A 25,469-nucleotide genomic window follows, 5' to 3' on the forward strand; every position below is an offset into this window, starting at 1 on the left:
GCGGTAGACCAAACCAAAGTGTCGCGGGATGGAGCAGCCCGGTAGCTCGTCAGGCTCATAACCTGAAGGTCGCAGGTTCAAATCCTGCTCCCGCAACCAACGCCTCGCACTCGTCTGGGTTAAACTCAGACAAATCGCCCGAAAGGGTCGATTTGCCAACTCCAGCGGCAACAGACAGTATCCCTGCCAAGTCACCTTCGAGATCGATAATCGGCCTGTCCCTATCTTGGGAGGGCGTCAGAACGATTCGATCAACGAGCGATCTGATCAGCTCAGCAGCTTCTTCTCGATGCTCATTGCTGTTCAGTCTATCTATAAGCCTAGCAACCTCACGCTTGTACCGTGCGGCAATACCAGGCTCGAAAATTACCGGACGCTCAGTCTTGTCTTCGAGTAGCATCGTCAGCTGCTTCATACGCGAATCGATACGCTGAGCATCCTCCTTCAAAAACTCACCGGGCACGCCGTCGAATATCGATTGAACGATTTTCTTCTTCTCGCGCGTGAGCTTCTCTAGTTCTCTTTCGAATTGATGGAGCGAAGCGTTGTGGCGCTTCGTCAACTCGTTCATGTGCCGAGTGTACTCTTCGCAAAAAACCTTACAGAGCTCTTCGTCCATCAAATGCTCACGGAGGGAACCTAGTACAGCTTCTTCCACATATTCCCGCTTGACGGTCTGCCTGTTGTCGCACGTTCCTTTGTTTCGTGCGTTGGAGCAGCCGATCCTTCCAGTCGATACGGTCGAACAGCCGCCTCCGCACACTCCGCACTTGATAAGGTATGCGAAAAGGTTTCGCGGTCGGTTTGTCTGCCACAGTTCGTTCTTGCGGGTAAGACCCGCTTGCCGTTCCTTAACCTTCTCCCACAGCTGATCTTCAATGATCCGAAGTTCTGGAACCTCGTGTATGATCCAGTCCTCTTCCGGATTGAGCTTGGAGACACGTTTTCCGGTCTCGGGGTTCTTCATGTAGGTCAGGCGATTCCAGATCAGACGACCGATGTATAGCTCATTGTTCAAGATGCCGGTGCCGCGTTGGCGGTTGCCATTGATGGAACTCTGCCCCCACGCCTTTCCTGTCGGGCCGGCGATGCCTTCCTTGTTCAGCTGCGCAGCAATCGCCTTGGGAGATTTACCGGCTGCGTAGTCCTCGAATATGCGCCGGACGATGCTCGCTTGGTCCTCGTTAATTGTCCTATGTCCGCGTTCCTCGCCATGTACTACGTCGTAGCCAAAGCACTTGCCGCCGCCAGAGAGGCCTTTCTCGACTTTGCCGACAAGCCCGCGGTGCGTCTTCTTGCGAAGGTCGGAGAGGAAGAGCGCGTTCATCGTGCCCTTGAGACCGATGTGCAGTTCGTTGATCTCACCTTCTGCATGGGTAACAAGCTTTACGCCTGCAAAGGTAAGCCTCTTATAGACAGCGGCGATGTCTTCCTGATCACGGCTGATGCGATCAAGAGCCTCAGCGTAGACCTCATCAAAGCGACCTGCTGCAGCGTCTTGCATGAGCATCTGAATGCCTGGGCGCATGAGTGAAGCACCGGAGACTGCGTGGTCAGTGTAGCTTTGATAGACCTGCCCACCAGAAGCCTGCACGTGCTTCTCACAAACCCTGATCTGGTCCTCGATGGAGGCATCTCTCTGAAGGTCAGTAGAGTAACGTGCATATATGGCGGTTCTGGTCATGGTCGTCCTGTCTAGTTTTTGGTTGTGTCCTGTTGCAGCTCTCGAATCCTCTTTCGACGCTGCTTTGTAAGCAAGCTTTCCTTCTCCAATTCCTTCTTGAAGTCTTCTTCAGCCTTACGCCTCGCGGCAAACTTCGCGATCTTCTCTAAGGCCTGGCGTACGCGTTCCTCGCGCAGCACCGTTGGCCATCCGGCTGTTGGGCGCTTACGAGACATGATACAATTTCTTTCGACGTATTTCGAGGATAAATGGTCAGAGTGACCATTTTGATCCTCAACTTTAATAATACCATGATCGAAGCGATCCGCGCAAAAAACGCGGTTGCTCTTTTCCGATTGCCGTCCACCATTCTTGCCCATTTCGCACCCGCCTTCTCGTTTGGTGCGATTTAATTTATTCAATCAACCAGGTATTACCGGCGCCACTTCAGAGATTGCGAGGAAGCGAAGTCCGAAGTTTTTTGAAAGCAATCGGAAATTAAGTCGAAGCCTATCGCCAAAAACCTCCGCCAATGCTCATCGGTCTCTCCTCCAAGTCGATCAGAATCTGACCAAGCATGGCATGGACTATTTCGTCATCGCTGGCAGTACTCTCTAGAGCTTCGCGGGTACTCAGCCGGAAATGGGCGAGAGCCAGATCGCCCCGATATGGCGGCTTGATGCCGCGACGGAGCGTGCATATGCGCCTGATCTCGAAGGCGAGTTTTTCTTCCTTCTGGAGATAAGGAGCTGAGCCGCTCAGTTCTCGGTAGATGCGATACTCAAAACTGCTCAGTGCTTCCTCCAAGATAAACTGCGCCCTCGTTTCGATGGCGTAGAGGTATGACAGCGGATCACCGACTTTTTCGGTCCGGTAGCTAGGATTTTCGAACGCCCAATCCCTCTCGATGGTCATCTCCGAGAGCACAAAGCCGAAGCGCTGCATGTAGCGTGCGGCTACCTTTGGATCAGGAGCCCTGATGCCACCCTGTGCCTTCATCGAAGAGGATGCTTTGCGGGCGGACGTGCCCGCGAGCCAAAGCTGCAACAGACTTATAAAGCTCGCTTCATCGAGCCGCGCATTCCGACAGTATCGGTTCCTGAGTGTCCATTCTTTGCGCGGCAAGCCTTGCTCTTTCGAATCACTGGGTACGCCAAACGCCTACAGTACGAAGCTTACCCAAAATATCGTTCTTGAATAGCCGGGTGGCAGCACCGATCTCCAATCGGCGTCAACAACGGCGCTGGAGGAAAGGAGGCCAAGTGAGACAATGAAAACCTATGCAATCAAGGAGAACCCCTAATCTGAAATAGCAAAACAGAAAGTACTGAATGTTCGACTTCATCAATCAAAAGGACCCCAACCGGATCACCGTTCTGGCTGACCACCAAATCCAAAACCGCCGCATCTATCGAGAGCACATCTGGGCTCCTGCCCGCGCGATGCACGAAGACGTTGGATCGTATGCAGGCTGGCGACGTGTTCTGGTCGAGATCGAAGACTACGATGGGAGGCTCTATTTCCCTGACGGCCGTCCCTTCAAACATCTCGAAATCTACGAACTGTTCAAAGACGTCGGAAACCGGTGGATGGGTCTCTTTCTCGAAGATGACGGCACAGGCCTGGCTCCCAAGCGGTATGCAAGCACCAAAACCTTCGACCGCGTGCGCATCATCGGTGCCTATTGCGCCATTCATGCCATGAGACGGGAACTGGCCCACTAGCAACTGACAAACCGCGCTCCCCGATCACGGGGCGCAGAAAAGAGAGAAAGTGCAAACGCATGAGCTAAGCATCAGACACATAACACCATGAAGGCATCCGCTGATCGAGACGATGGGCGGGTGCCTTTTTATTTCTGCCAGATGATAAGCGGGCAGCTATCCCCCGACAGGGTCACAGGGTCGCTTAAGACTGGTATCCCCTGATACCTGCACCAGCTGTAGTTGCTGGTGTACTGAATTCGAAGCTGCGGCCATCCCTGGACAAGAACCAGTGCCACGAGCGCAGCCGGAAGAACGGCACTTCTGTCCGGCACAAAGGGTACCATAGCCGAAAGGATCGGGCGGATCAGAGGCCGCCGCTCTGCATCATTTTTCTTCCTGCCGCGGCGCGTGGCAATAGCGCGGCCACCCCGCAGGCGCATCTTCACTTTGCCAAGGAAGGGCTTGCCGCCATGCAAGGGGTTTCCCGCCACTTGGCCTCGCACCGGATCGATCTCATGGACGCCGATCTTGAGCATCTTTGCGGCCTTCCGGTTTTTGATGAAGGCAATCTGCTCGTCTGAGGGCATGCGCAGAAGCTGATCGATGCTCATCCGCGGCTTGCGACCCAGACCCAACCCCATGCTGATCGCCCCGAATGGATCATCAGCGAGGTTGTAGGACGGATTCACTTCGTCCACTTCACCCAGCATCTCGCTAACCATTCTGGCGGTCTGAAGCGAGGCAATCCCGAAGATTTGCTTCACATCGGTCTGGCTCAGGATCGTATTGAGAGCCTCACGCCCATACACGCGCGCAACTTCTTCGAGGTCTTGCACGATCATCGAGACCAGAACGCCATAACCTGCCAGCGCAGTGAGCGCATTGGGCAGACCCGGAAGCCTATAGTTCGTGAACTCATCGAGGATAAAACGCACCGGCACGTCATTGTCTTCACGGACCAGCTCGATCAAGGCCGCCCAGATCAGAACTGCCAGCCACTCTGCATACGCCTCCTGCCGGGTGTAGTCAGCGATCATGAAGAGCGTGATTTTTTCCTTCTTCAGGTCGGAAAAGCGAAAATCGCAGGCGACCATGGACGGAGCCAGATGCCCGCTTGGCTCAAAGGAAACCAATGCCTGCACCGCCGCCTCTCGAAACGACTCGAAGTGTTTGGGGTTCTCCCCGCGCGTGGACAGGATGTTGCGTGCACGTCTGGCCAAGTCTCCTGCAAGGATGTCGCTCTCCAGCGCATCGCGGATCAGCTTTTCGAACTCGTCATCATCAACCAGCACTTCATAGGCGTGGGGCAGATTGGCCTCGAACTCTTCTCGCAAGGCACACACACCGACAATTACAAAGACCAGGAGCTTTCTAGTTCCATTCGGCCAAAATTGATCGCTGACGTTCGGCTCCTTGGGATTCAAGCAGTACGCTAAGGACCGCGAGTCAGCCATTACATCCTGCGGCTTTTTTGAGATAGCTTCGCGGATGACCACCAGTGGATTTATCGAAGCATTGGGCAGCCCAAATTTATGTGCTGGATTGAGGATGATGACGCGATGGCCATGGAGCTTCGCGATCAGGACCGCGCACATCACGGCCAGCTCTCCCTTCAAATCTGCCACGATCCGGCTGCAACCAATGTCGTGCCAGAGCATGGCGAGCACGGCACAGATCGTTTTCCCAGTCCTTGCTGGTGCACATACGAGCGTATGCACGGCATCAGGTACGAAGATCGGCAGCCCATCCAAGATACCGATAAAGAGTCCCTTGGCTTTGCCCAGTCCGGCTTTGCGCGCCTCTTTTCGCGTCAACCAGCCGCCCGCGTTCCTTTTCCGCTTGGGTCGCAGTGCCCGAAACCGCCGTCCAGAGCTAATTGCCGCGGAGCTGAACGCAGTCATTGCGTCCAGCGCACCAATCACAAAAACAAGGGTGCCCGCACCAAAGGCATAGATTTTCCATTCTGGGGCGGGGAAATCTCCAATATGCGGCCAAGTCTTGAGAAGGGCATAGCCGAGCATGCCAGTAAAAATGGCGCGGGCTAACGCCCCTGATTTGGGTGAGCGCGGCTGCATGATCGCTCAATTTCCGTTCGCTTGGCATTGGCCGATACGCAGCACCGTCTGGCTTGTGTAGCTCTCACTCACGACTTCGAAGTACCGCGCGAGGCTGGCGTCGAGATCGCCTTCATGGGCGAGGTAGTGATCGGCAACCGTGTTCAGGAAGCGCACTTCCCGCCCGCCGATATGCATAACGAAGACCCTGATATCACCCTTAGCCGCAAGAACCTGGGCTTCGCGTTCCAGCTCCCGATTGGCCTGCCCATCGGTGAGCAGGATCACCAGCCGCTGATCATTGGCGCGCGCGCCGCTCGAAAGCCAGTCGAAGGTTTGCTCTAGCGGGCGGAAGAAGTTTGTACCGCCGCCTGCATCATCCAGGCCGCTTAAGGAGAACCAAGCTGACGAGCAGCGACGCTCCCGGCCAAAGCCCTCTGACCCAGAAAAGCTTGCACCGTTTTGCGAAAATGCGCCCACCGAGCAGGATGCATTTGCGGGAAGAGCATCGAGAAAGGCATGCGCGGCCTGGCGCACCTCATCCACATGGCTGGACATCGAACCAGAGCGATCCAGCAGGAGTACGAAGCTCATCGGCAAACTGGCTTGACCGGACGGGGCAATCACACTGGCGGCACCGGCACTCCGGGCGTTGATGATCTCTTCGGTGAAGCACAGCCGTTCGCCCCCCGTCCTATAAACAGCCAAGGAGCCTTCGGGCGGATCGATTACATTGCCCCGCGCGTCCCGCACGAGCGCCGTGATGACCAGCCCGTTCTCACCGTCATGGACATGGGTGATCTCAACACTGCCAACGGAACTGGCCACGACCAGATCATGCTCGACATTGATGTCGTAACCCGACCCAATCCGAATTCCGGCATTATCGACCATACCAATGGCTTCGACCATTTCGATGAGCCGTGCGGGCGGAATAAAGCGGGGGTCAGTACGAAGACCCAGCAGCACGGCTTCTTCCATCTCTGTGAAGCGCCGAAAATCAAGGGCGGCTTGTTCATCGCCGCTGATCCGCGGCTGAATGACGAGCTGAATACCATGCCCACTCGTTTGCTCGCGCAGTTCGGTCGAAACCGATTTGTCTTGCGTGCCGGGTTGCAAAGTAATGGTAGATTGTGCCTGGGCCGGTTCGGCCAGCGCCAAAGCGCTGACCGTTCCAAGCAGGCAAAGGATTGAGCGCATACACATGGATCAGTCCTCCCCCAGAATGTTACCCAGCGATGCACGCGTGCGCGCCGGATCGAGCAGATCAAAGCTCAATGCGCCGGCAGCCACGCGGTCCATCACGCCCGCGGCTTCCAAATGATCCAGAAGCACCTGGTCCTGATCGGGATGGACGTTCACCAGGCGCAACTGTCTTGCCTCCAGCGCAAGCACGCCAAGCTGGACATCGGGCGAGACCGCCTGCGGCAGCGTGATCAAGCCATCGCCTTGATCACATGGATACGGCGCGTTGATGAACGGCCCGATATTGATGATGGTCACGTCAGAAGGCCGTGTGATCCGCTGGGTGAGAGCGACTTGCTCATAGGCCAGTGTCAGATCGGAGCAGGTCGCCCGAAAATCTGTGACCAGCGCAAACACCTCATGACCTTGCTCTTCAAGCTGGGCGGGTGTGCCTGACCATGCAATCTCGGTCGGACTGGCGCTCAGGATCAGGTGGACTTGCGTTTCCCGTGTGGCCCGCCGCCGCCGAAGCTCGGTCAACTCACCAAGGGTGAAGCTGATCGCGGCACTGGCACTTTCCGTATCCTGCACCACGCCGCCGTTTTCGATGACGACGAAGATGGCAGGATCAGGCTTGAACGGGGCATTGGCCTCCGCGCCAATGGTGCTTGAGAACGCTAGGACTGCGGATAGCGCAGATGTTGTGAGTAAGCGGGTGAACATGTTTATATCCTTTTTTGCTTGGTCAGCTCTTCACGCCATGCGCGGCGCGCACGGTAATCAGAGCGAGGACGGTGTTGACGATGGCGACCAGCAGGGCGACGAAGATTCCCAAGGCCTGGTTCTCGGCCAGAAAAGCCGTGAGGGCGTCTGTAGGAGCCTGCGTGGCAAAGGGGCCGGACGAGGTCTCCCGCGCGATCAGCGTGTAGAGATTGACTACTTCCAGCAAGACGACCGCGGCATAAACAACGCCTGCCAAGATGGCCTTCACTCTGTTCATGGGATCGACGAGCCACTGACCAGGGTCCAGATGAACGCCTTCAGCCAGCACGACATTCCAAATCGCAAGTGGAACCGCTACAGAAAACACGGCCAGCAGGAATGCCAGAAGGTGGCTGACCGTTGCATCCTCATCGATGATCTCGAAGAGAGCACCGATGCCGGGCAACTCGCTCAGGAACTGGTTTGATGCCAGCCCCATCGTTTCGGTGAAAACACCGAAGAACAGAAGCAGCATCGCACCTTCAAGCAGGCCCGCAAATGCCAAGCCGAGCCAGCGCACGCGGGAAGCTCGGCTTTCATGGGCACTATAGATTTCGTCGCTCCGGAGCTGATCGCTCCCGTAATCGAGGTGGTTGGGGTTGCGTTTGAGCATTGGGTCTTTCCTTTCGCATTTGTTTGGCAGGCCTCTTTGGCCTGCTCGACACATGCGCATTGGGGGAAGGACGCTCAGGAAGCAGGGGGGCTACGAAGCCCGGCTCAATCGGAAATCGGTTGGAAATCATGGAAAGCAGACGTCAGACTCGCCCGCTCAAGGAACAGATATATAGATCGTGCGCGCGTTAGCGTGGTGCTGCCTTGAGGCTTGAAGAAAACTGGAAAGACCCTCGAAATCAGTCTTATCGCGGACGCTGAGACCGAGGACGACTACAGGCGGCTGACACTTGGTCGCCAAGTTTCAAGTGATGTCGGCTTAGTTTTGCCAATAGACTGTACGCGCATTCCGAGCAGCTAGGAGTCTCCTGATGACCAAATTCCGACCGATCCTGATTACCATGGCGGGTGTCACACTCGTGCTTGTGGTAATGGCCTATCTTGAAGGCCAGCGCGGTGCAGAGAACCTTGCGGCCTCAATCCCGCCTCCCCCAGAGGTTGAGGTGCCGGACTTTGTGCCACCGGAACTACCGCTCACCGGGATTGAAGTCACAGACCGCGCCGTTGAATTCGGACCGCGTAGTGATGCTGTGACCGCGCAGCTGCAACAGATATTCTATGAGGTGCTGGAAGGCAGCGATGGCGTTACGGATGCTGCCGTGTTCGCTGTCATCGATGCTGTACGGGCAGCTGAAGATGTCCGTGATGAATTCCGTATGGCTGAGATTGCGCAGCTACATGGCGCTGTCGAAAACATCCGAGATGACGTCGAGCGGTATCAAGACAGCGTGCAGGATCAAATTGCAGCAGCAGCGGGGCCGTCGCTGACAGAAATTCTTGCTCTAGCCTTTGCAGGATTGCAGTCGGTCGTAGCACTTGCAGCTCTAGGTCTCGACTGGCGAAGAAGACCTCTGGGCTAGGCTGGACGCTTGTAACAAAAACATGGCCTCCGGTGCCTGACGGCTGAGTTTGGAGCAAACGCAAGGTGTCCCTGGTAGTACCATGAAATTCAAAATTTCTGTTGGCACGACTCAGGGTGACCTTGGCAAGGTGGCCCGCTGCGCGCCCCCGTTGCATCCCCCCGGCCTTGGCTCTTTCATGGCATTAAGCCCATTCAAGAGCCACTAAACCGTATCGCCGGTTTCATCCACTCGCAGGGAGCCTTCGGCGCTCCCCCGCACCCCATCGATCCCTTCAGGAAGACCACAGGGCTATCGCGCCCCTTGGAACCCACTCACAACCGTTTGGCCGTTGCATCACCACTTGGGATGGAGCCTCCGAGCTCCCCCAAGACCCCCATGGCCATTTCATGGAGACCAGGAAGGAAGCACTTCGTAGCTGCCCTTGCCTTGGAACCATCCCATCGACCAAGGGGCGTTCCTGCCCCTGTGGAACCCTGACCAACCGTACGCCGTTTGGATGCCGCCATGTCATGGAGACGCTGTCCGCGAGACCAACCACACGCCGGTTGGATGGCGACGCCAAGAACAATGAATTGCGCCTTTGCTTACATAGCCGATGCGGATAGCACGTGTGGATAACTTCATGCTTTCGCTTCACCGATGTGTATCCATCGGCTACACTTCCCGCCAATGAAAGATGCAGGGCTTCGCATCCGGGTGCAGCGCGAGCTACGCCAGAGCTTCCTAGAGGCTTGTAAGGCAGAGGATAAGCCTGCCGCACAGGTCATTCGGGAATTTATGCGAGCCTATGTACGCCAGCACGAAGAGGCAGCAGGAGAGGATGCGGGCAGAACAGGCAATAGCGATAAATCATCAGAGCGGACTGAGTGAGGTGAGCGCGGGAGTGATGGTCGAGGATTTGGTTGCGCGGCGCTCTGATGCCGATGACTTGCCCCAAACTGTCCGAACAGGGAAGATCAATATGAGCAGGTCAAAATTCAAAGCGGACATCGCGGGCGGTTCTCTCAAGCTACCTGAGAGCCGCATCGTCGCCGGCCTGCTTCTTGACGATGTTTCCGCAGAGGACTGGCGCCGCGCCATAGAAGACGAGAACGTCCTGCAGAAGCGCTCGCCGGGCACGGCTGCGCGGCAGGCATCTTTGCTCCGGGCACGGCTGCAGACCATGACGCCCGAGCTCTGGCATCTTGTCCGCGACGGCTCCAAGGAAACGGCGACACACGCTTTGCTGGCTGCCGCGATCAAGCACAGTCCGCTCTTCGGCGAGTTTTTGAACCGTGTCGTGCGTGAACGCTTCCGTACTTTCCAGAGCGATCTGCCACGCAAGCTCTGGAACGAGTATGTCGAGCATCTTCAGAACGAAGACGCCGATATGCCGGTCTGGAATAACGCCACGACCAACAAGCTTGGCGATAGCGTCTTCCAGATACTGAAAGAATCCGGCTTCATTACCGACACGCGCACCTACAGGCTTCAGCCTGTGCAGATCGCACCTGCGGTCCTCTCCTATCTTCGCGATACTGCTCAACATGATGTCATCGAGCGCCTGCAGGTGACGCTATGACCGATCTCGACGAGCGCTTGAACAAAATCCTGGACCGGATCACCTCTGACGATTTCCTGTCAGGCCGAAAGCTTTCGGGCGAGATACCCTTCTACGCCTTCGACTACGATCCCAAAGCTGAGCCAGCCGTTCGCGCTCACATCGCTTTCGTCCTCTCTCAGCTGAAGAAGCGCAAGCCTGAGCTGCGGATTGCACACATTAACCTGTGGGAGCTTCTTGTCGGATACCTCAAGGATCGCGGCATCTTTGACAAAGCCGTCGCTATGCAACGCGACAAGGGAGATGATGCGGCGCTCAAGGCCCTGAGGGCGCCGTTGGACTCCGGTAAGATTGCCAAGGCGCTGATCGAGACGGCACCGCCATCAGAACATGATCTCATTCTCGTCTCAGGTGTTGGCGCTGCTTTCCCGCTGCTTCGGACCCATAATCTATTGAACAACCTGCACTCCGTGATGGGGAGCACGCCGCTCGTGCTGTTCTATCCGGGCAGGTACGACGGACAAACACTGCAACTCTTCGGAATGCTGAAGGACAACCCTTATTACAGGGCCTTCAGGCTGGTCGATTAACGGGAGTAAGGAATGAAGATCAAAGAGTTATTTGAGCGCCCCATAGACCGTTCCATCAACGGCGTCATCAAGGCTGAGCAGTTTGATGCCGAATCCGTATGGCAGGAGCTCGAAGAATACGTTGTTACCAAAGAGCTGGACGTTCACCTTCGGAAATTCTTCGAAGCCTATCTGAATGCCATTGATAATGCGCGTGATCCCGATGTCGCGAGCAAGGTCGGTGTTTGGGTCTCCGGCTTCTTCGGCTCGGGTAAATCGCACTTCATCAAGATTCTCTCCTACCTACTCGAAGACCGTGAAGTCATGAAGGGCGGCCAGACCAAGCGCGCCACCGAATTCTTTAAGGACAAGATTCAAGACCCAATGCTGGCCGCCGATATCAAGCGCGCCGTCGGAAGCAACGTCGATGTCATTTTGTTCAACATCGACAGCAAGGCGAGCAACGCAGACGGCCGTGATGTCATTCTTCGTGTCTTTTTGAAGGTCTTCAACGAACGGCTCGGCTATTGCGGCGACCATCCGCATATCGCGCACATGGAGCGTCATCTCGAAAAGCGCGGGAAGCTCGATACCTTCAAGGATGCGCTCAAGGCTGACCATGGCATCACGTGGGAAGATGAGCGCGATGCCTACCAGTTCCACAGCGAAGCACTGGCGGATGCGCTTTCAAAAGCGCTCGGCGAGGATATCAAGGATGCTGACGCTTGGATTTCGCGCTTCGAGAAAGACTTCTCCCTCTCGGTCGAGAGTTTCTCCAAGTGGGTGAAGGAGTATCTCGACATGAAGGGTTCCGACCACCGGATCATCTTCCTGGTCGATGAGATCGGTCAGTTCATCGGGCAGGACACGCACTTGATGCTGAACCTGCAGACCATCACCGAGAATCTCGGCACTGCCTGCAATGGTCGCGCCTGGGTGGTGGTCACGTCTCAAGAAGACATGGACACAGTGCTCGGCGACCTACGCAGCAACAGGTCCAACGATTTCTCAAAGATTCAGGGGCGCTTCAGAACGCGCCTGTCACTATCGAGTGCCAACTCGGATGAAGTGATCCAAAAGCGTCTTCTGGCCAAGGTCGACAAGGCTAAGCATGAGCTTGAGGCCGTCTATGACGACAAGGCCGATATCTTAAAGAACCAGCTCAGCTTCAAAAACGTCGGCATGACCTTCAAGCCATATGCTGACCGCGACGACTTTGTGGATGTCTATCCTTTTGCGCCCTACCAGTTTCAACTGGTTCAAAAGGTCTTCGAGAGCAGTCGGAAATACGGCGCTACGGGTTTGCACCTGGCGAAGGGCGAGCGCTCGATGCTCGATGCCTTCCAAACCGGCGCGATTGACATAGGCGGCGAAGAGATCGGCGCCCTTGTTCCGCTCTATAGGTTCTATCCGGCCATCGAGAGCTTCCTCGAAGGCGTTGTGCGCCGCGCCATCGAGGGTGTTGCCAGCAACCCGAGCCTTGAGGCGTTCGATCAGCAGGTTCTGAAGACGCTCTTTCTCATCCGCTATGTCGATGAAATCACCGGCAACATTGACAATCTCGTGACCTTGTTCATCGACCGGATCGATGCTGACCGGCTTGAGCTGCGCAAGAAGATCGAGGCGAGCCTTCAGCGTCTTGAGGGGCAGACCCTCGTAAACCGAAATGGCGAAGACTATTTCTTCCTGACTAACGAAGAGCGCGACATCAGCCGCGAGATCAAGACCGTCGATCTTGCCTCGGGTGAAGAGACCAAGCTCTTGGGCGAGCTCATCTTTGATGAGGTGCTCGGCAGCCTTCGCAAATACCGATATCCGGAAAACAACAAGGACTTTGGTATCTCGCGCCTTTGTGATTTTCACCCCTACGGAAACCGCAGCGAGGGCGATCTCGTCATCTCTGTCGTGACGCCGCTTTCCGATGAGTATGACGCTTTCGGTGAAGCCCGCTGCATAACGCAGAGCACGTCCGACGACGGTCAGGTTCTGATCCGTCTCGACGATGACAAGGCGCTTGCGCGTGAGCTCCGCACCTATCTGCAAACCGACAAGTACATCAAACGCAAGAATGATGGCACTGCGGCACACACAACGCAGAAGATTCTGAGAGAGCGCAGCGATGAAAACCGCGAGCGCAAAGAGCGCCTGAAGGCGATCATCGAGCGCCTTATGAAAGAAGCCAAATATTTCGCTGCTGGCCAGCCGCGTCCAGCGCCCTCAGGCTCTGTGGGGGCAGCAGCCGAAGAAGCGCTCGGCTATCTGGTCAAGAACAGCTTCCCCAAGCTTGGCTACCTCAAGAACCCCGTCACGAACCCGCAGGCTGAAATCAGGTCCGTCCTGGCCGCGCCGACCCAAGAAGGACTGGGTCTTGATGGCGGCTCGGTGCCCAATGAAGAGGCTCTCAAGGAGGTTCTGAACTTCGTTACGCTGAAGAACTCCCAGAACCATCGCGTCGTTCTCTACGATCTCGTCGAGGATCGCTTCGGCCGCCGGCCTTATGGCTGGAACGATTGGGAGACCGTGCTCCTCGTCGTGCGCCTCGTCATGATGGGTGAGCTCAGCCTTGTCAGCGACGGCGACAACACGCTGACCCCCGATGCGATCTACAGCGCCATCGATGGCCCGAACAAATGGCGCCGGATCACTGTCGTGAAGCGCCAAACCGTTGATCGCGGAAGCCTGCAAAAGGCACGCGGCATCTCCAAGGATGTGTTCGAAGCCATTGCGCCTGACGGCGAAGATGCGCTGACAGGCCACATTCGCGGCCAACTCGGTGGCTGGCAGTCTGACCTCAGCGGCTGGAAGCCTCTCGCGGAAACCGGAAACTATCCCGGCTCAGCAGCGATTGCCGACGCGCTGGGCGTGATCGCCAAGGCGCTCAATATCCAAGACAGTTACAAGTTCCTGAACCACTTCATCGAGCTCGAAGACGATTTCATCGACCTTGCGGATTCGGTCAACGAGCTCCGGAACTTCTATGAATCCCAAAGGCCGACTTGGGAGAAGCTTCGGAAGGCAAAGCAGCGCTTCGATCTCAACCGCTACGAGCTCTTGAAGGATGATGATGCGGCGAAGGCGCTGAAGACCATCGATGATATCCTTGAGGCTGAAAAACCTTACGGACGGATCAAGGATGCCGGGACGCTCATCGGCCGCGTAGAAGAGGTCAATAAGGCGCGCCTCAAGCAGCGCCGCGACCACGCCATCGAAAAGATCGATGAGCATATCGGCAAGGTGAAGGCAGAGCTCGACGAGGTTGGCGCAGCGCCCGAGCTTCGGAACAAGTGCCTGCATCCCATTCAGGCCCTAAAGTCCGGCATCGAAACCGAAGAGAGTATCGCTCACATTTACCAGCTGCAGGGCGCAGCGCGTGATGCCGCCGACGATGCTTTCGTGGCCATCGAGGAAGCAGCCAAGGTGCCACCGGTCCCGTCAGGAGGCGATGGGAAGGCTCCGTCGCCTGATCATGGCAACGAGCCCGCCGTGAAGAAGCCGCCGACCAAGACGCGCCGTGTCGTTGAGCCAAGCCATCTCGCAGGCACCACGTATCTTGAGACCAAAGAAGACGTAGAGGCCTTCCTGATCAAGCTTCGAAAAGAGCTCGAAGAGGCCATCGAAAACAATGAACGCGTGGAAATACGTTAAGGACAACGAGCAGAATGACAATCAATACCAACGCGCTCAAAACCTATGCCCCCAAGGCCCGCAAGGATTTCATTGCGGCGATGATCACGCGCGCCGCGAAATTCGGGATCACCGAGAAGGAGATCACCGAGCAGCGCGAGCAGGGCGACGTCGTCATTGTCGGTGCGGACGCGCTCCCGAAAAAAGTGGGGGAGCAACGCAAGAAACTCGTAGGCCGCATCAAGAAACACGGCTTCGAGCAGGCGATGGAGGCCGTAGCTTACACGTGGTTCAACCGTCTTGTGGCCATTCGCTACATGGAGCTCCACGGACTTCTCGACCACGGCTACCGCGTCCTGAGCCATCCGTCCGGCAAGGAGCTCCCCGAAATCCTGGAGCACGCCGAGCACCTTGATTTTCCGGGGCTCGACAAGAGCAAGGTCATCGATCTGAAGCTCGACGGCACCAAGGATGCCGAGCTCTACCGGATGCTGCTGATCGCGCAGTGCAACGCGCTGCACCGCGCGATGCCGTTCCTTTTCGAGCGCATCGATGACGAGACCGAGCTGCTCTTACCCGACAACCTCCTGCATTCGGATTCCCTGATCCGAAAGCTTGTCGCCGCCATCGATGAGGCCGACTGGCAGGACATCGAGGTCATCGGCTGGCTCTATCAGTTCTACATCTCTGAGAAGAAAGACGAGGTCTTCGCGGGGCTGAAGAAGAACCAGAAGATCACGGCTGAAAAGATTCCGGCTGCAACACAGCTGTTCACACCGCATTGGATCGTTCGCTACCTGGTCGAGAACTCACTCGGGCGTCTTTGGCTTCTGAACCGGCCGGATTCACGGCTCGCAGAGCAGATGGACTACTACATCGCGCCCGAGGAGCCTGAGATCGACTTCCTGAAGATCAGCAAGCCCGAAAACATCAAGGTCTGTGACCCGGCCTGCGGCTCGGGGCATATGCTGACCTATGCCTTCGATCTGCTCCACGCGATCTATGAGGAGGAGGGATACGACCCGAAGGAAATCCCGGCGCTCATTCTGAAGCATAATCTGACGGGCATCGAGATCGACGACCGTGCAGGCGCACTGGCAGCCTTCGCACTTTCAATGAAGGCCGCTGAGAAGTTGGGAAGGCGCCGGTTCCTGCGGATGGACGTGAAGCCGGACATCGTTGTACTGCAGGATGTCGCCTTCACGTCCGAAGAGATGACAGATGTGCAGGCTGTCGTTGGGCGCGACCTCTTCACAGACGAGTTGCGTGAAACTCTGTCGCAGTTTGAGCAAGCGAAGAACTTCGGCTCGCTGATCGTGCCGAAGCTGCGCGATCCGCTAGAAACACTTAGAGTCGTCGAGGCACGGGACTTCAGTTCTGATCTGTTGCTCAAGGAAGTGCAGGACCGCATAGTAGCGGTGCTGCGGATGGCTGAGGCTCTGTCGCCCAAGTACCATTCGGTAGTTGCCAACCCTCCCTATATGGGCGGGAAAGGGATGAACGGAGCCTTGGCAGCCTTCCTTGGTGATCAATTTTCTGACGGCAAGTCTGATTTGATGACCGCATTCATTTTACGTGGCTTGTCTCTAACGAAAGCCGACGGCGTCTTGTCCGCCGTAACGCTCGATAGTTGGATGTTTTTATCATCTTACTCCTCATTGCGGAGCAAGTTGCTTCTTAAGCATTCGATCTCGTCAATGGCACATATTGGATGGAACTGTTTTCCCGATGGCCACACCTACAATCGTGGTGTGGCATGCGTATTTCGAGTTGATCGAAAGAATCTGTCCGGCGTCTTTATGAATTTGGCGGATTATCCCGCTGTTAAAGACAAGCGGGAAGCTTTCTTGGAATCCTTATCAGCAAAAATAAACATCTATTCTCGCGGGGCGACTGCGTTTCGAAAACTTCCTGGTGCGCCGATTGCATATTGGCTTTCTGACGAAGTTCTCGAAAACTTTTCTAGTGGATATCCACTCAAGAAAATTGGTGATACTCGACAGGGGATGGCCACCAGTGACAACAACCGGTTTTTGAGGTTTTGGTATGAGGTCAGCCAGACAAGGACTAAGCGAGATGCAAAGAACCATGATGCCGCCAAGGCTTCAGATGCCATGTGGTTTCCGTACAACAAGGGTGGCGCATACCGAAAGTGGTACGGCAACTCAGAAAATGTCGTAAATTGGGAGAATGATGGTTCAGAGGTTCTTAGTTTTGCCGCAGAAAAGTACGGAAGCCCCACCCGAACGATCAAGAGCATATCAGAGTATTTCAAGCCTTCAATCAGCTGGTCTAAGGTAACAAGTAGTGGATTTTCGGTCCGATATTACGATGCTGGCCATATCTTCGACGTAGCAGGCTGTTCTATCTTTGCCACGAGTGTGGACGAGCTTACTGGGCTAATTGGCTTCACGAACTCGAAGGTTACGCATCACCTCCTCAAGAGCATTTCGCCAACTATCAATTACGAGGCTGGACAGATTGCTTCATTACCTATCTGCGCCGACATGTCTGATACGTCTTTGGTCACATTGCCGAGTAAATTGATTGCCGTGGCACGCTCCGACTGGGACGCCTATGAAACCTCCTGGGATTTCTGCACGCTTCCGCTGCTCTCGCCTGATCATCGCGGTGAGACGCTGGAGGAAAGCTATGCCACACTCCGCGCCCACTGGCAGGGCATGACGAACGAGATGCTGCGGTTGGAAATAGAGAACAATCGCATCTTCATAGACGCCTATGGTCTTAAGGACGAACTGACCCCCGAGGTGCCGATTGAAGAGATCACGCTGACCTGCAACCCAGCCTATCGCTATGGCGTGAAAGGTACGGAAGAGGAGCGGGAAGAGCGCCTACGCTCCGACACGATGAAGGAGCTGATCTCCTATGCCATCGGCTGCATGATGGGGCGCTACAGCCTCACCGAGTCTGGCCTGATCTATGCGAATGCTGGGAATGAAGGCTTTGATCCGTCGCGCTATCGCGACTTCCCGGCAGACGATGATGGCATCGTACCGATCACTGAAGTTGAGTGGTTTGACGATGATGCAGCGCTGCGGTTCGAAGAGTTCCTGAAGGTCGCCTGGTCGCCCGATACCTTACGCGACAATCTTCGTTTCGTGGCTGAGAGCCTGGCCGCTAATGGCGGCAATGATCCGCAGAAGACGATCCGAAATTACATCTCCAAGAGCTTCTTCAAGGATCATATGCAAACCTACAAGAAGCGCCCGATCTACTGGCTCTTCTCCAGCGGCAAGCTCAGAGCCTTTGAGTGCCTCGTCTATCTCCATCGCTACAATGAAAGCACGCTCTCGCGGATGCGTATGGAGTACGTGACGCCGCTCACGAGCCGTATGGCCGCACGCATTGATCAGCTGGAGGACGACATCACAAGCGCTTCCTCGTCTGCCGCCCGGAACAAGGCGCAGAAGGAAAAGGACCTCATGGTTAAGCAGCTCGACGAGCTGCGTGCCTTCGATGAGGAGCTCCGGCACTACGCCGACCAACGCATCGCGCTCGATCTCGATGACGGGGTGAAGGCCAACTACGGCAAGTTCGGCAACCTCCTAGCTGAGCGCAAAGCCATCACAGGGGAGAAGTGATGGATAGCGCGCAGATTAAATCGAACCTGGATCGTATCTTCGGCAACGGTGCGCGCATCGTCTTTTGGCGCGACGAAGATGGCGAGTTCGAGGAGATGCTGCCTGCTCTCGATCTGGACGGCGTTGCGCTTCGGAATCTCACCGAGGTCCCGGCGCTTGCGCTGAAGACGGAGATCGAGCTTGAGAAGCCAGATGGCACTTATCTTCTCTATGAGAAAGGGCCTGTTCCGGAAGCCGAGAGGGACTGGCTGCTCGATATCCGGCTCTATGCCGAGCCCTTCGCGGCTGACCGCTCGACAATGATCCTGCGCGAGCTTGGCCTCATGGAGCAAAGCCTGCGCGACCACATCGCGGCACGCGGAAAGTTCTTCGCCAGCAAGGAGCGGCTCTCACGCGCCAATCGGTTTATCGAGGTCGGAGATGGCGCAGAGGCCATCGACCGGGCGCTGATGGCAACCGTCCTGCGTGCCGAGCAGACAGACATCTTCACTATCGTTCGCTGTCTCCTTCACACGCTAGAGCCGCACGATCTCGAAGCATCACCGGCAGCCTGGCAGGAGTTCGAGAAGTACGATCTCACGGACAGCTTTTGGGCGCAGATGCGCGATGTTTTCGGCTTCGAGGACGAGGCGCCAAGCCTGAAGGGGCTTCTCATGCGCCTGCTTGTCACGGACTTCGCGCGCGGCATCGACGGCGCGTGCCCCAAAGCGCTTGCTCATCTCGTCTTGCCGAAGAAGGGTGCTTCGAACGCCGTCGTTTGTATCGGCCAATGGCGCGATAGCGCCCGCCTGCATACGAGCTACGATGTCCTCTCTGCCGCCATTGCCGACTTGGTCAAGCTCAGTGATCACTTGGGCGGCCTGGATATCGAAGAGCTACGCGATGCACGCACCTTTCTGGAAACTGAGAAGTATATTGCCAGCTCCCTGCGAGACCGGATTGTGGAGACCGCGGATACGCTGAATCTAGAAGCAGTGAGAGACATCGTTGTCCGCCGACAGAACGGGTATTGGGCCAACGTCAAGCTGTCCTCATCTGCCGAAGCGCCGCGCTCTGCTCTCTCTGAGGTCTATGATGCATTGATGGCAGCGGCGAGCTTCTTCGACCTGCGTAGCCATCATGGCAAGGGATTTGCCGCGGACAATCCGAAGGCGCTTTACGAGGCTTACACGTCCGATCTCTTCCGTTTCGATCAGCTCTACAGGCAGTTCTGCGAAGCCGCTGACACGGCTGAAGCCGAAGGCTGGGATGTCCTAAAAGACCTTCGTGCGAAGATCGAAGACGTGTACGGCAACTGGTATCTGGCCGGACTGGCCAAGCATTGGGGCGCTCAGCTCGAAGGCGGCGGCCTCATCAGTGGCTGGAAGATCGACGGCATTCGTCCTCAATACGAGTTCTTCAAACGCAACGTAAAGCCGCGCCTTGATGAAGGCGAAGACCGCCGCGCCTTTGTCATCATCAGTGACGCCTTCCGCTTCGAAGCCGCTCAGGAACTTACTGCCGAGCTCAATGGCAAATATCGTTTTACGGCCGAGCTCAAATCACAGCTTGGCGTTCTGCCGTCCTATACGGCGCTCGGCATGGCGAGCCTTCTGCCGCATGACGAGCTCGCATACAAAGATGACGGCTCGGTTCTGGTTGATGGCAAATCCTCAAGCGGTATCGCCAACCGGCAAAAGCTTCTTGAGAAGGTGGATGGCGCGGCGATCCCGGCCGACAAGTTCATGGCCATGAGCAAGCTCGAAGGTCGCGAGTTCATCAAGCCCTTCCGTGTGATCTACATCTACCACGACCAGATCGATCAGACCGCTGATAGGGGGAATGAAGAGAAGACTTTCCAGGCTGTCCGCACGTCTATCGAAGAGCTCGGAAATCTCGTCTCCCGCATCATCAACAATCTGAACGGCAACTATATCGTTCTGACCGCAGACCACGGTTTCCTTTATCAGGAGGGAGCGCCGAAGGAGACGGACAAGAATCCGATTGCGGATAAGCCCGCAGGGACTGTCATCTCGAAAAAGCGTTACTTGCTCGGAAAGAGCCTGCCGGACCATGCCGGTGCCTATCACGGCAAGACAGCGACGACGGCGGCCGCTACCAGCGATATGGAATTTTGGGTGCCGCGCGGCACCAACCGCTTCCACTTCATCGGCGGCTCCCGCTTCGTGCATGGCGGGGCCATGCCGCAAGAGATCGTGGTGCCTGTCATCCAAGTAACGCAGCTCAAGGGGAAGAGCGCTGTGAAGACCCGCACGCGCAACGTTGGGGTCAGCGTGCTGGGCAGCAGTCTCAAAATCACGACAAGCCGCTATCGCTTCCGCCTCATACAGACAGAGGCGGTCTCTGAACGGATTAAGCCTCTACAAGCAAAGATCGCCATTTACGATGGCGACGAGCCCGTGACCAATGTCGAGACGCTATCCTTCGAGAGCGAGTCCTCGGATATGAATGAATGGCGACAGGAGGTCTGGTTGACCTTAGCGAGCCGAACCTTCGACAAAAAGAAACCTTACAACCTTATCGTCCGCAATGCTGAGACCGGTGTCGAGGAAGCGCGGATGGAGATAACTATAGACCTGGCCTTTGATAATGACTTCTGAAACAACAAATATAACTGAAAATCTTGATGAGTCTCTCAACCGGCACTTTGCAGGAAAGGTCGTTCGAAAGGACCTAACTAAGCTCCTGAAAGAGGGTGCGAACGTCCCTGTCTATGTCCTTGAATATCTGCTCGGCCAGTATTGTGCATCTGATGATGAAGAGATCATTCAAGAAGGACTGAAGACGGTCAAAAAGGTTCTCGCAGAAAATTACGTCCGGCCAGATGAGGCCGAAAAGGTCAAGTCAAAGATTAAGGAGCGCGGAAGCTTCAAAGTCATAGACAAAGTCACCGTCCGGCTCAACGAACGGCGCGATACCTACGAGGCCCTGCTTTCGAACCTTGGCATTAAGGATGCCGAGGTTTCCGCAAACGATGTGAAACGCTATGAGAAGCTTCTTGTTGGCGGCATCTGGTCGATCATCACCGTTCATTACTATCACGAAGAAGGCCAAAAGGGCTCGCCCTTCACGATTGGTGATTTGAAGCCGATCCAGATGCCGAACATGGACATGGATGAGTTCTTCGAGGCAAGAAAAGCCTTTTCGGAAGATGAGTGGATTAATGTCCTCCTGCGCTCAACCGGGATGGAACCAACCGTTCTCGATGAGCGTGTCCGCTGGCATCTCTTGGCTAGGATGATCCCCTTCGTCGAAAACAACTACAATGTCTGTGAGCTTGGCCCGCGCGGCACAGGGAAGAGCCACATCTACAAGGAATGCAGCCCCAACAGCATCCTGATCTCAGGTGGTCAAACTACCGTTGCCAATCTTTTCTACAACATGAGCAGGCGGCAGGTCGGTTTGGTCGGCATGTGGGACATCGTCGCCTTCGACGAAGTTGCCGGTATATCCTTCAAGGACAAAGATGGCGTGCAGATCATGAAGGATTACATGGCGTCCGGATCGTTTGCGCGCGGCCGCGACTCTATCCAAGCATCAGCCAGCATGGTCTTCGTCGGCAATATCAATCAGCCTGTCGATACACTTGTTAAAACCAGCCATCTTCTTGCGCCTTTTCCGGAAGCCATGATCGACTCGGCATTCTTTGACCGCTTCCATGCATACATCCCTGGCTGGGAAGTACCGAAGATGCGGCCCGAGTTCTTCACCAACCGCTACGGACTCATCACCGACTATCTCGCTGAGTTTATGCGTGAGATGCGCAAGCGCACCTTCGCCGACGCCATCGACAAACACTTCAAGCTCGGCAACAACCTCAACCAGCGGGACACCATCGCTGTTCGGCGCACGGTGTCAGGGTTCCTGAAGTTGCTCTATCCGCATGGTGATTATGATAAGGAGGCTGTTCAGCGTTGCCTCGAATACGCCCTGGAGCTTCGCCGCCGGGTGAAGGAGCAGCTCAAAAAGATCGGCGGTATGGAATTCTATGACGTCCACTTCTCGTACATCGATATTGATAGTCGTGAAGAGCATTTTGTGGCCGTCCCGGAGCAAGGCGGCGGAAGCCTAATACCTGAAGGTCCGCTTAAGCCGGGCGTATTGCACACCATCGCCACCGGCAGCTCGGGACATCTCGGCCTGTATCGACTTGAGACGCAAACAACTGCTGGAAACGGCAAGCTCACGACTTCAGGTCTTGGCTCAAACGCTGCAGCCAAGGAGGCACTTCGCGTCGCATTCGACTATTTCAAGGCCAACATTTCGCGCGTCAGCGGGAGTACGAAGGCCGGTGAACATGACTTCCATGTTCACTCGGTCGAGCTTCAAAATACGGGGCCTACCAAAACGATGACGCTCAGCGGCTTCATCGCATTCTGCTCGGGCGTAATGCAAAAGCCACTTCAAGGACAGCTCGTTGTTCTTGGCGACATGAGCTTGGGAGGGAGCATCGTTCCTGTTGAAAATCTCGCTGAATGTCTGCAAGTCGCGTTCGATAGCGGTGCCAAGCGTATTTTGCTGCCCATGGCCAGTGTCGGAGACATCCCGACGATACCGGGGGAACTCTTCGCGAAGTTTCAGACGTCGTTCTACAGCGATCCAGTCGATGCAGCTTTCAAGGCCCTTGGAGTGGAATAAATGATCGCCACCTTGAGCAAAGTGCAAAGATTAGAACTACGCAGCCGAATTCACAGCCAGTGGCGTAGGCCAAACCCGCAAAGGAAGAGGTGAGAATAAGTGCAAGCCTTCAGCATCATTGTCTCGTTCTTGGGGATATTGCTTGCATTTATAAGCATAGCTCTGACCTACATAACTTTTTTTGCACCTGGAATAACTGCTCAAATTGCGCTCAAAGATCGGAAGAGGTGGTCCGAGGTTACTCGGCCTCAATCTGGTCGCAAACTCTTTCGACATCAAATTTTTTCAGGTTTCACTATTGAAATTGATATCGAAAATTCTGTGGTGGAAGATTTTTTTGAACCTTGGATGGGCGCTCTTTACAGACCGGACCCGTCGGCGACTTCATATTATGTAACTATGAATTTCAATGGATTGCCTATCATGAATGAGTTATTTGTTGCATACGATGGTGGGCGAAATTTCATCCCTGCGCCGAAATTTGCTACGCGCTCAAACAGGACTTACTTGCATTTTGACCACATTCAGAGGCTGTTGGCGCAAGTTGTAGGTTACGTCCATATTGAAGACTCCGTCGAACAAGTGATCGAAAAGATCCTGAAATCAAAATATAATCCGGTACTTAGTGATTTGGATATAACTGATGAATCTCTCAGCATAGAAGAGCTTGATAGAAAAATTGACGAATTCAAGAGCCGCTCCGAATTATTGAAACGGTAGTCTCTCTTGACAAGATGTTGTACGCGCTCCCTTGCGGGCCGGGCTGTCGTGAACCGAGCCTGTAGTCTCGGCCAGAGGCGTCCATCCCTTGCGCGATTATCGCCAGCCGTGACGGGCTGATACTTCTTTCTTTTGTTGGGGCCTTGCAGGCCCGTCCTCCGTCAAGACCAAGCCCTTCCGCATGTGCTCTCGGGCGAAAGCCATGGCCGTGGCTCGCACCCTTCGCTGCGCTTCAGAGGTTCTGCGCCCGCACCATCCCCATTGCTTTCGGTCTGGACGGCCGTCCCCCCGCTCATTGGCGCGGGCCTAGTCCGGTTGCATGCGCAACCGACTATCCAAGAAAGGAAAAGCCAATGAAAAAAGACATTTATAAGAACGTAACCGACAAGATCATTGCCGATCTGGAGCAAGGCGAGCTGACATGGCTAAAGCCGTGGAGTGCTGGCAACCTCGAAGGCAAGATCACCAAGCCGCTACGGCATAACGGCATGCCCTATAACGGCATCAATATTCTGATGCTGTGGGGTGCGAGTGTCGAAGCTGGCTATCTATCCCCGTACTGGATGACCTATCGCCAAGCAAAAGAACTTGGGGCGCACGTCAAAAAGGGCGAGCGCGGCAATCTGGTTGTCTATGCCAACACCATCACAAAAACCGAAGAGCAGGACGATGGATCAGAGGAAGAGCGGAAAATCCCTTTCATGAAGGGGTACAGCGTCTTCAATGTCGAGCAGATCGAAGGGCTGCCCGAGCACTACTATTCAAAACCGGAAGCCGTGATCGATCCCGCCCTGCGGATCGACCATGCAGAAGAGTTCTTCGGGAACACAAAAGCCGATATCCGCCATGGCGGAAACTCTGCCCACTACAGCGGTGGCAGCGATCATGTGCAGATGCCAGCCTTTGAAACCTTCCGAAGCCCCGAAAGCTACTATGCGACCTTGGCGCATGAACTCACCCACTGGACGAAGCACAAGAGCCGCCTTGATCGTGATTTTGGCCGCAAGAGATGGGGCGATGAAGGTTATGCCAAGGAAGAACTTGTTGCCGAACTTGGCGCGGCTTTCCTTTGCGCCGATCTGGAACTGACGCCCGAGGCCGGAACCGATCACGCCGCCTATATTCAAAGCTGGCTCAAAGTCTTGAAAGAAGACAAGCGGGCGATCTTCTCAGCTGCTGCTCATGCGCAGCGCGCCGCAGATTTTCTGCACGGACTTCAGCCGATGATCGAAGAAGACAACAAAGAAGGAGTCGCCGCGTAAGGCGGCTCCACCCCATTGAGAAATTTTGGCTGGCCTAGCGGCCAGCCGATAGACGCTTACGGGGCATTAGTTGGCTGGAATATATTCTTATTGAAAAACAATTGCTTAAATGATCTCTTAAGTCATGCGAAATAGTAAACAGAAGACAGTGTCACCTGACTTTCAGGATAATATAAGGGGTTTAGTCGCGGGCGCCCCGGCAGCTTCAGTTGTGTGCTATGGCTTTAACGCAGTTGCAAACAGTGTAATGTCTAACGACACTCTATCTATTTGTTTTGGCATTGCTGCGGGTGCAATATCAGGTCTCTGGGTTTTCCAGAACCACAGATTTGGCTCTGCCTACCTCAGACATGAAGAGCAGCAAACGTCCAATCCTAATCCACAATAAGAAGAAAGTGCTTAGATTTCTCTCTGGGCCGACCAAAGATAGGTATAGGGAGAAGCTTCTTGTTTGTTAAAGGCCAAAGCAAAGCATCCGGGCAGCGGAAAGACTTGGGATCGCATTAAGGATACAGCCGAGTGCTTATCCAAGAAAACTGGTATGAGCGTTGCTCAGATCAAAAAGGCTCTGAAAGAATGCCTTACCTTTGGCTTGATCCTTGGTGGTGG

Annotated in this window: 17 protein-coding genes and 1 tRNA gene; 11 read left to right on the forward strand and 7 right to left on the reverse strand. The window is 55.3% G+C overall.

The window, feature by feature from the left end; translation table 11 throughout:
- Nucleotides 1-22: 22 nt before the first annotated feature.
- Nucleotides 23-99 (forward strand) — tRNA-Met (locus tag AVO44_RS17725).
- Here AVO44_RS17725 and AVO44_RS20780 read toward each other — a convergent pair.
- The 3 genes from AVO44_RS20780 to AVO44_RS17740 form a co-directional block, all read right to left on the reverse strand.
- On the reverse strand, nucleotides 56-1,684 hold the full coding sequence (locus AVO44_RS20780; protein WP_082677547.1) for a recombinase family protein: 1,629 nt from the start codon (nucleotides 1,682-1,684) through the stop codon (nucleotides 56-58). The genes AVO44_RS17725 and AVO44_RS20780 overlap by 44 nt on opposite strands.
- Nucleotides 1,685-1,695: 11 nt before the next feature.
- Nucleotides 1,696-2,043 carry a hypothetical protein gene (locus tag AVO44_RS21145; protein WP_157770021.1) on the reverse strand — a complete coding sequence of 116 codons (348 nt, stop codon included), beginning with the start codon at nucleotides 2,041-2,043 and terminating at the stop codon, nucleotides 1,696-1,698.
- Between the two features lie 130 nt (nucleotides 2,044-2,173).
- The gene (locus AVO44_RS17740; RefSeq protein WP_157770022.1) at nucleotides 2,174-2,788 is read right to left on the reverse strand and encodes a hypothetical protein; all 615 of its coding nucleotides are present in this window, start codon (nucleotides 2,786-2,788) and stop codon (nucleotides 2,174-2,176) included.
- Nucleotides 2,789-2,994: 206 nt separating this feature from the next.
- On the opposite strand from AVO44_RS17740, the gene AVO44_RS17745 reads away from it, so the two are divergent.
- Complete coding sequence (locus AVO44_RS17745; protein WP_068339985.1) at nucleotides 2,995-3,387, forward strand: hypothetical protein; 393 nt, start codon at nucleotides 2,995-2,997, stop codon at nucleotides 3,385-3,387.
- Nucleotides 3,388-3,515: 128 nt separating this feature from the next.
- Here the strand turns inward: AVO44_RS17745 and AVO44_RS17750 are convergent, their stop codons facing one another.
- From AVO44_RS17750 to AVO44_RS17765, 4 genes are all read right to left on the reverse strand, one after another.
- Complete coding sequence (locus tag AVO44_RS17750; protein WP_157770023.1) at nucleotides 3,516-5,183, reverse strand: type IV secretory system conjugative DNA transfer family protein; 1,668 nt, start codon at nucleotides 5,181-5,183, stop codon at nucleotides 3,516-3,518.
- Nucleotides 5,184-5,450: 267 nt separating this feature from the next.
- Entirely contained in the window at nucleotides 5,451-6,629 is a 1,179-nt protein-coding gene (locus tag AVO44_RS17755; RefSeq protein WP_082677536.1) for a vWA domain-containing protein, read from the reverse strand.
- Nucleotides 6,630-6,632: 3 nt separating this feature from the next.
- Complete coding sequence (locus tag AVO44_RS17760; RefSeq protein ID WP_068339991.1) at nucleotides 6,633-7,331, reverse strand: hypothetical protein; 699 nt, start codon at nucleotides 7,329-7,331, stop codon at nucleotides 6,633-6,635.
- A gap of 22 nt (nucleotides 7,332-7,353) precedes the next feature.
- The gene (locus AVO44_RS17765) at nucleotides 7,354-7,983 is read right to left on the reverse strand and encodes a hypothetical protein (protein ID WP_068339996.1); all 630 of its coding nucleotides are present in this window, start codon (nucleotides 7,981-7,983) and stop codon (nucleotides 7,354-7,356) included.
- 370 nt (nucleotides 7,984-8,353) lie between these two features.
- Between AVO44_RS17765 and AVO44_RS17770 the strand changes: the two genes are divergently transcribed.
- The 9 genes from AVO44_RS17770 (at nucleotide 8,354) to AVO44_RS17815 (ending at nucleotide 24,860) form a co-directional block, all read left to right on the forward strand.
- Nucleotides 8,354-8,902 (forward strand): hypothetical protein, encoded by a 549-nt coding sequence (locus tag AVO44_RS17770; protein WP_068339999.1) that lies wholly within the window; start codon nucleotides 8,354-8,356, stop codon nucleotides 8,900-8,902.
- 823 nt (nucleotides 8,903-9,725) lie between these two features.
- Nucleotides 9,726-10,466: a DUF1819 family protein gene (locus AVO44_RS17780; protein WP_205626554.1), complete on the forward strand. Its 741-nt coding sequence runs from the start codon at nucleotides 9,726-9,728 to the stop codon at nucleotides 10,464-10,466.
- Nucleotides 10,463-11,035: a DUF1788 domain-containing protein gene (locus tag AVO44_RS17785; protein WP_068340005.1), complete on the forward strand. Its 573-nt coding sequence runs from the start codon at nucleotides 10,463-10,465 to the stop codon at nucleotides 11,033-11,035. The genes AVO44_RS17780 and AVO44_RS17785 overlap by 4 nt, the downstream gene beginning before the upstream one ends.
- A gap of 12 nt (nucleotides 11,036-11,047) precedes the next feature.
- Nucleotides 11,048-14,659: a BREX system P-loop protein BrxC gene (gene brxC, locus AVO44_RS17790; protein WP_068340009.1), complete on the forward strand. Its 3,612-nt coding sequence runs from the start codon at nucleotides 11,048-11,050 to the stop codon at nucleotides 14,657-14,659.
- 14 nt (nucleotides 14,660-14,673) lie between these two features.
- A complete protein-coding gene (gene pglX / locus AVO44_RS17795; RefSeq protein ID WP_068340011.1) occupies nucleotides 14,674-18,240 on the forward strand; it encodes a BREX-1 system adenine-specific DNA-methyltransferase PglX in 3,567 nt (1,188 codons plus the stop codon).
- Nucleotides 18,240-20,840 carry a BREX-1 system phosphatase PglZ type A gene (gene pglZ, locus AVO44_RS17800; protein WP_068340014.1) on the forward strand — a complete coding sequence of 867 codons (2,601 nt, stop codon included), beginning with the start codon at nucleotides 18,240-18,242 and terminating at the stop codon, nucleotides 20,838-20,840. Before pglX ends, pglZ begins: the two co-directional genes overlap by 1 nt.
- Entirely contained in the window at nucleotides 20,830-22,878 is a 2,049-nt protein-coding gene (gene brxL / locus AVO44_RS17805; RefSeq protein ID WP_205626555.1) for a protease Lon-related BREX system protein BrxL, read from the forward strand. Before pglZ ends, brxL begins: the two co-directional genes overlap by 11 nt.
- 99 nt (nucleotides 22,879-22,977) lie before the next feature.
- The gene (locus AVO44_RS17810; protein WP_068340017.1) at nucleotides 22,978-23,598 is read left to right on the forward strand and encodes a hypothetical protein; all 621 of its coding nucleotides are present in this window, start codon (nucleotides 22,978-22,980) and stop codon (nucleotides 23,596-23,598) included.
- A 353-nt stretch (nucleotides 23,599-23,951) separates the two neighbouring features.
- Entirely contained in the window at nucleotides 23,952-24,860 is a 909-nt protein-coding gene (locus AVO44_RS17815; protein WP_068340020.1) for an ArdC family protein, read from the forward strand.
- The last annotated feature ends 609 nt before the right edge of the window (nucleotides 24,861-25,469 follow it).

The organism is Ruegeria profundi (assembly GCF_001507545.1).
In the GTDB taxonomy this organism is placed as follows: Bacteria; Pseudomonadota; Alphaproteobacteria; order Rhodobacterales; family Rhodobacteraceae; genus Ruegeria; species Ruegeria profundi.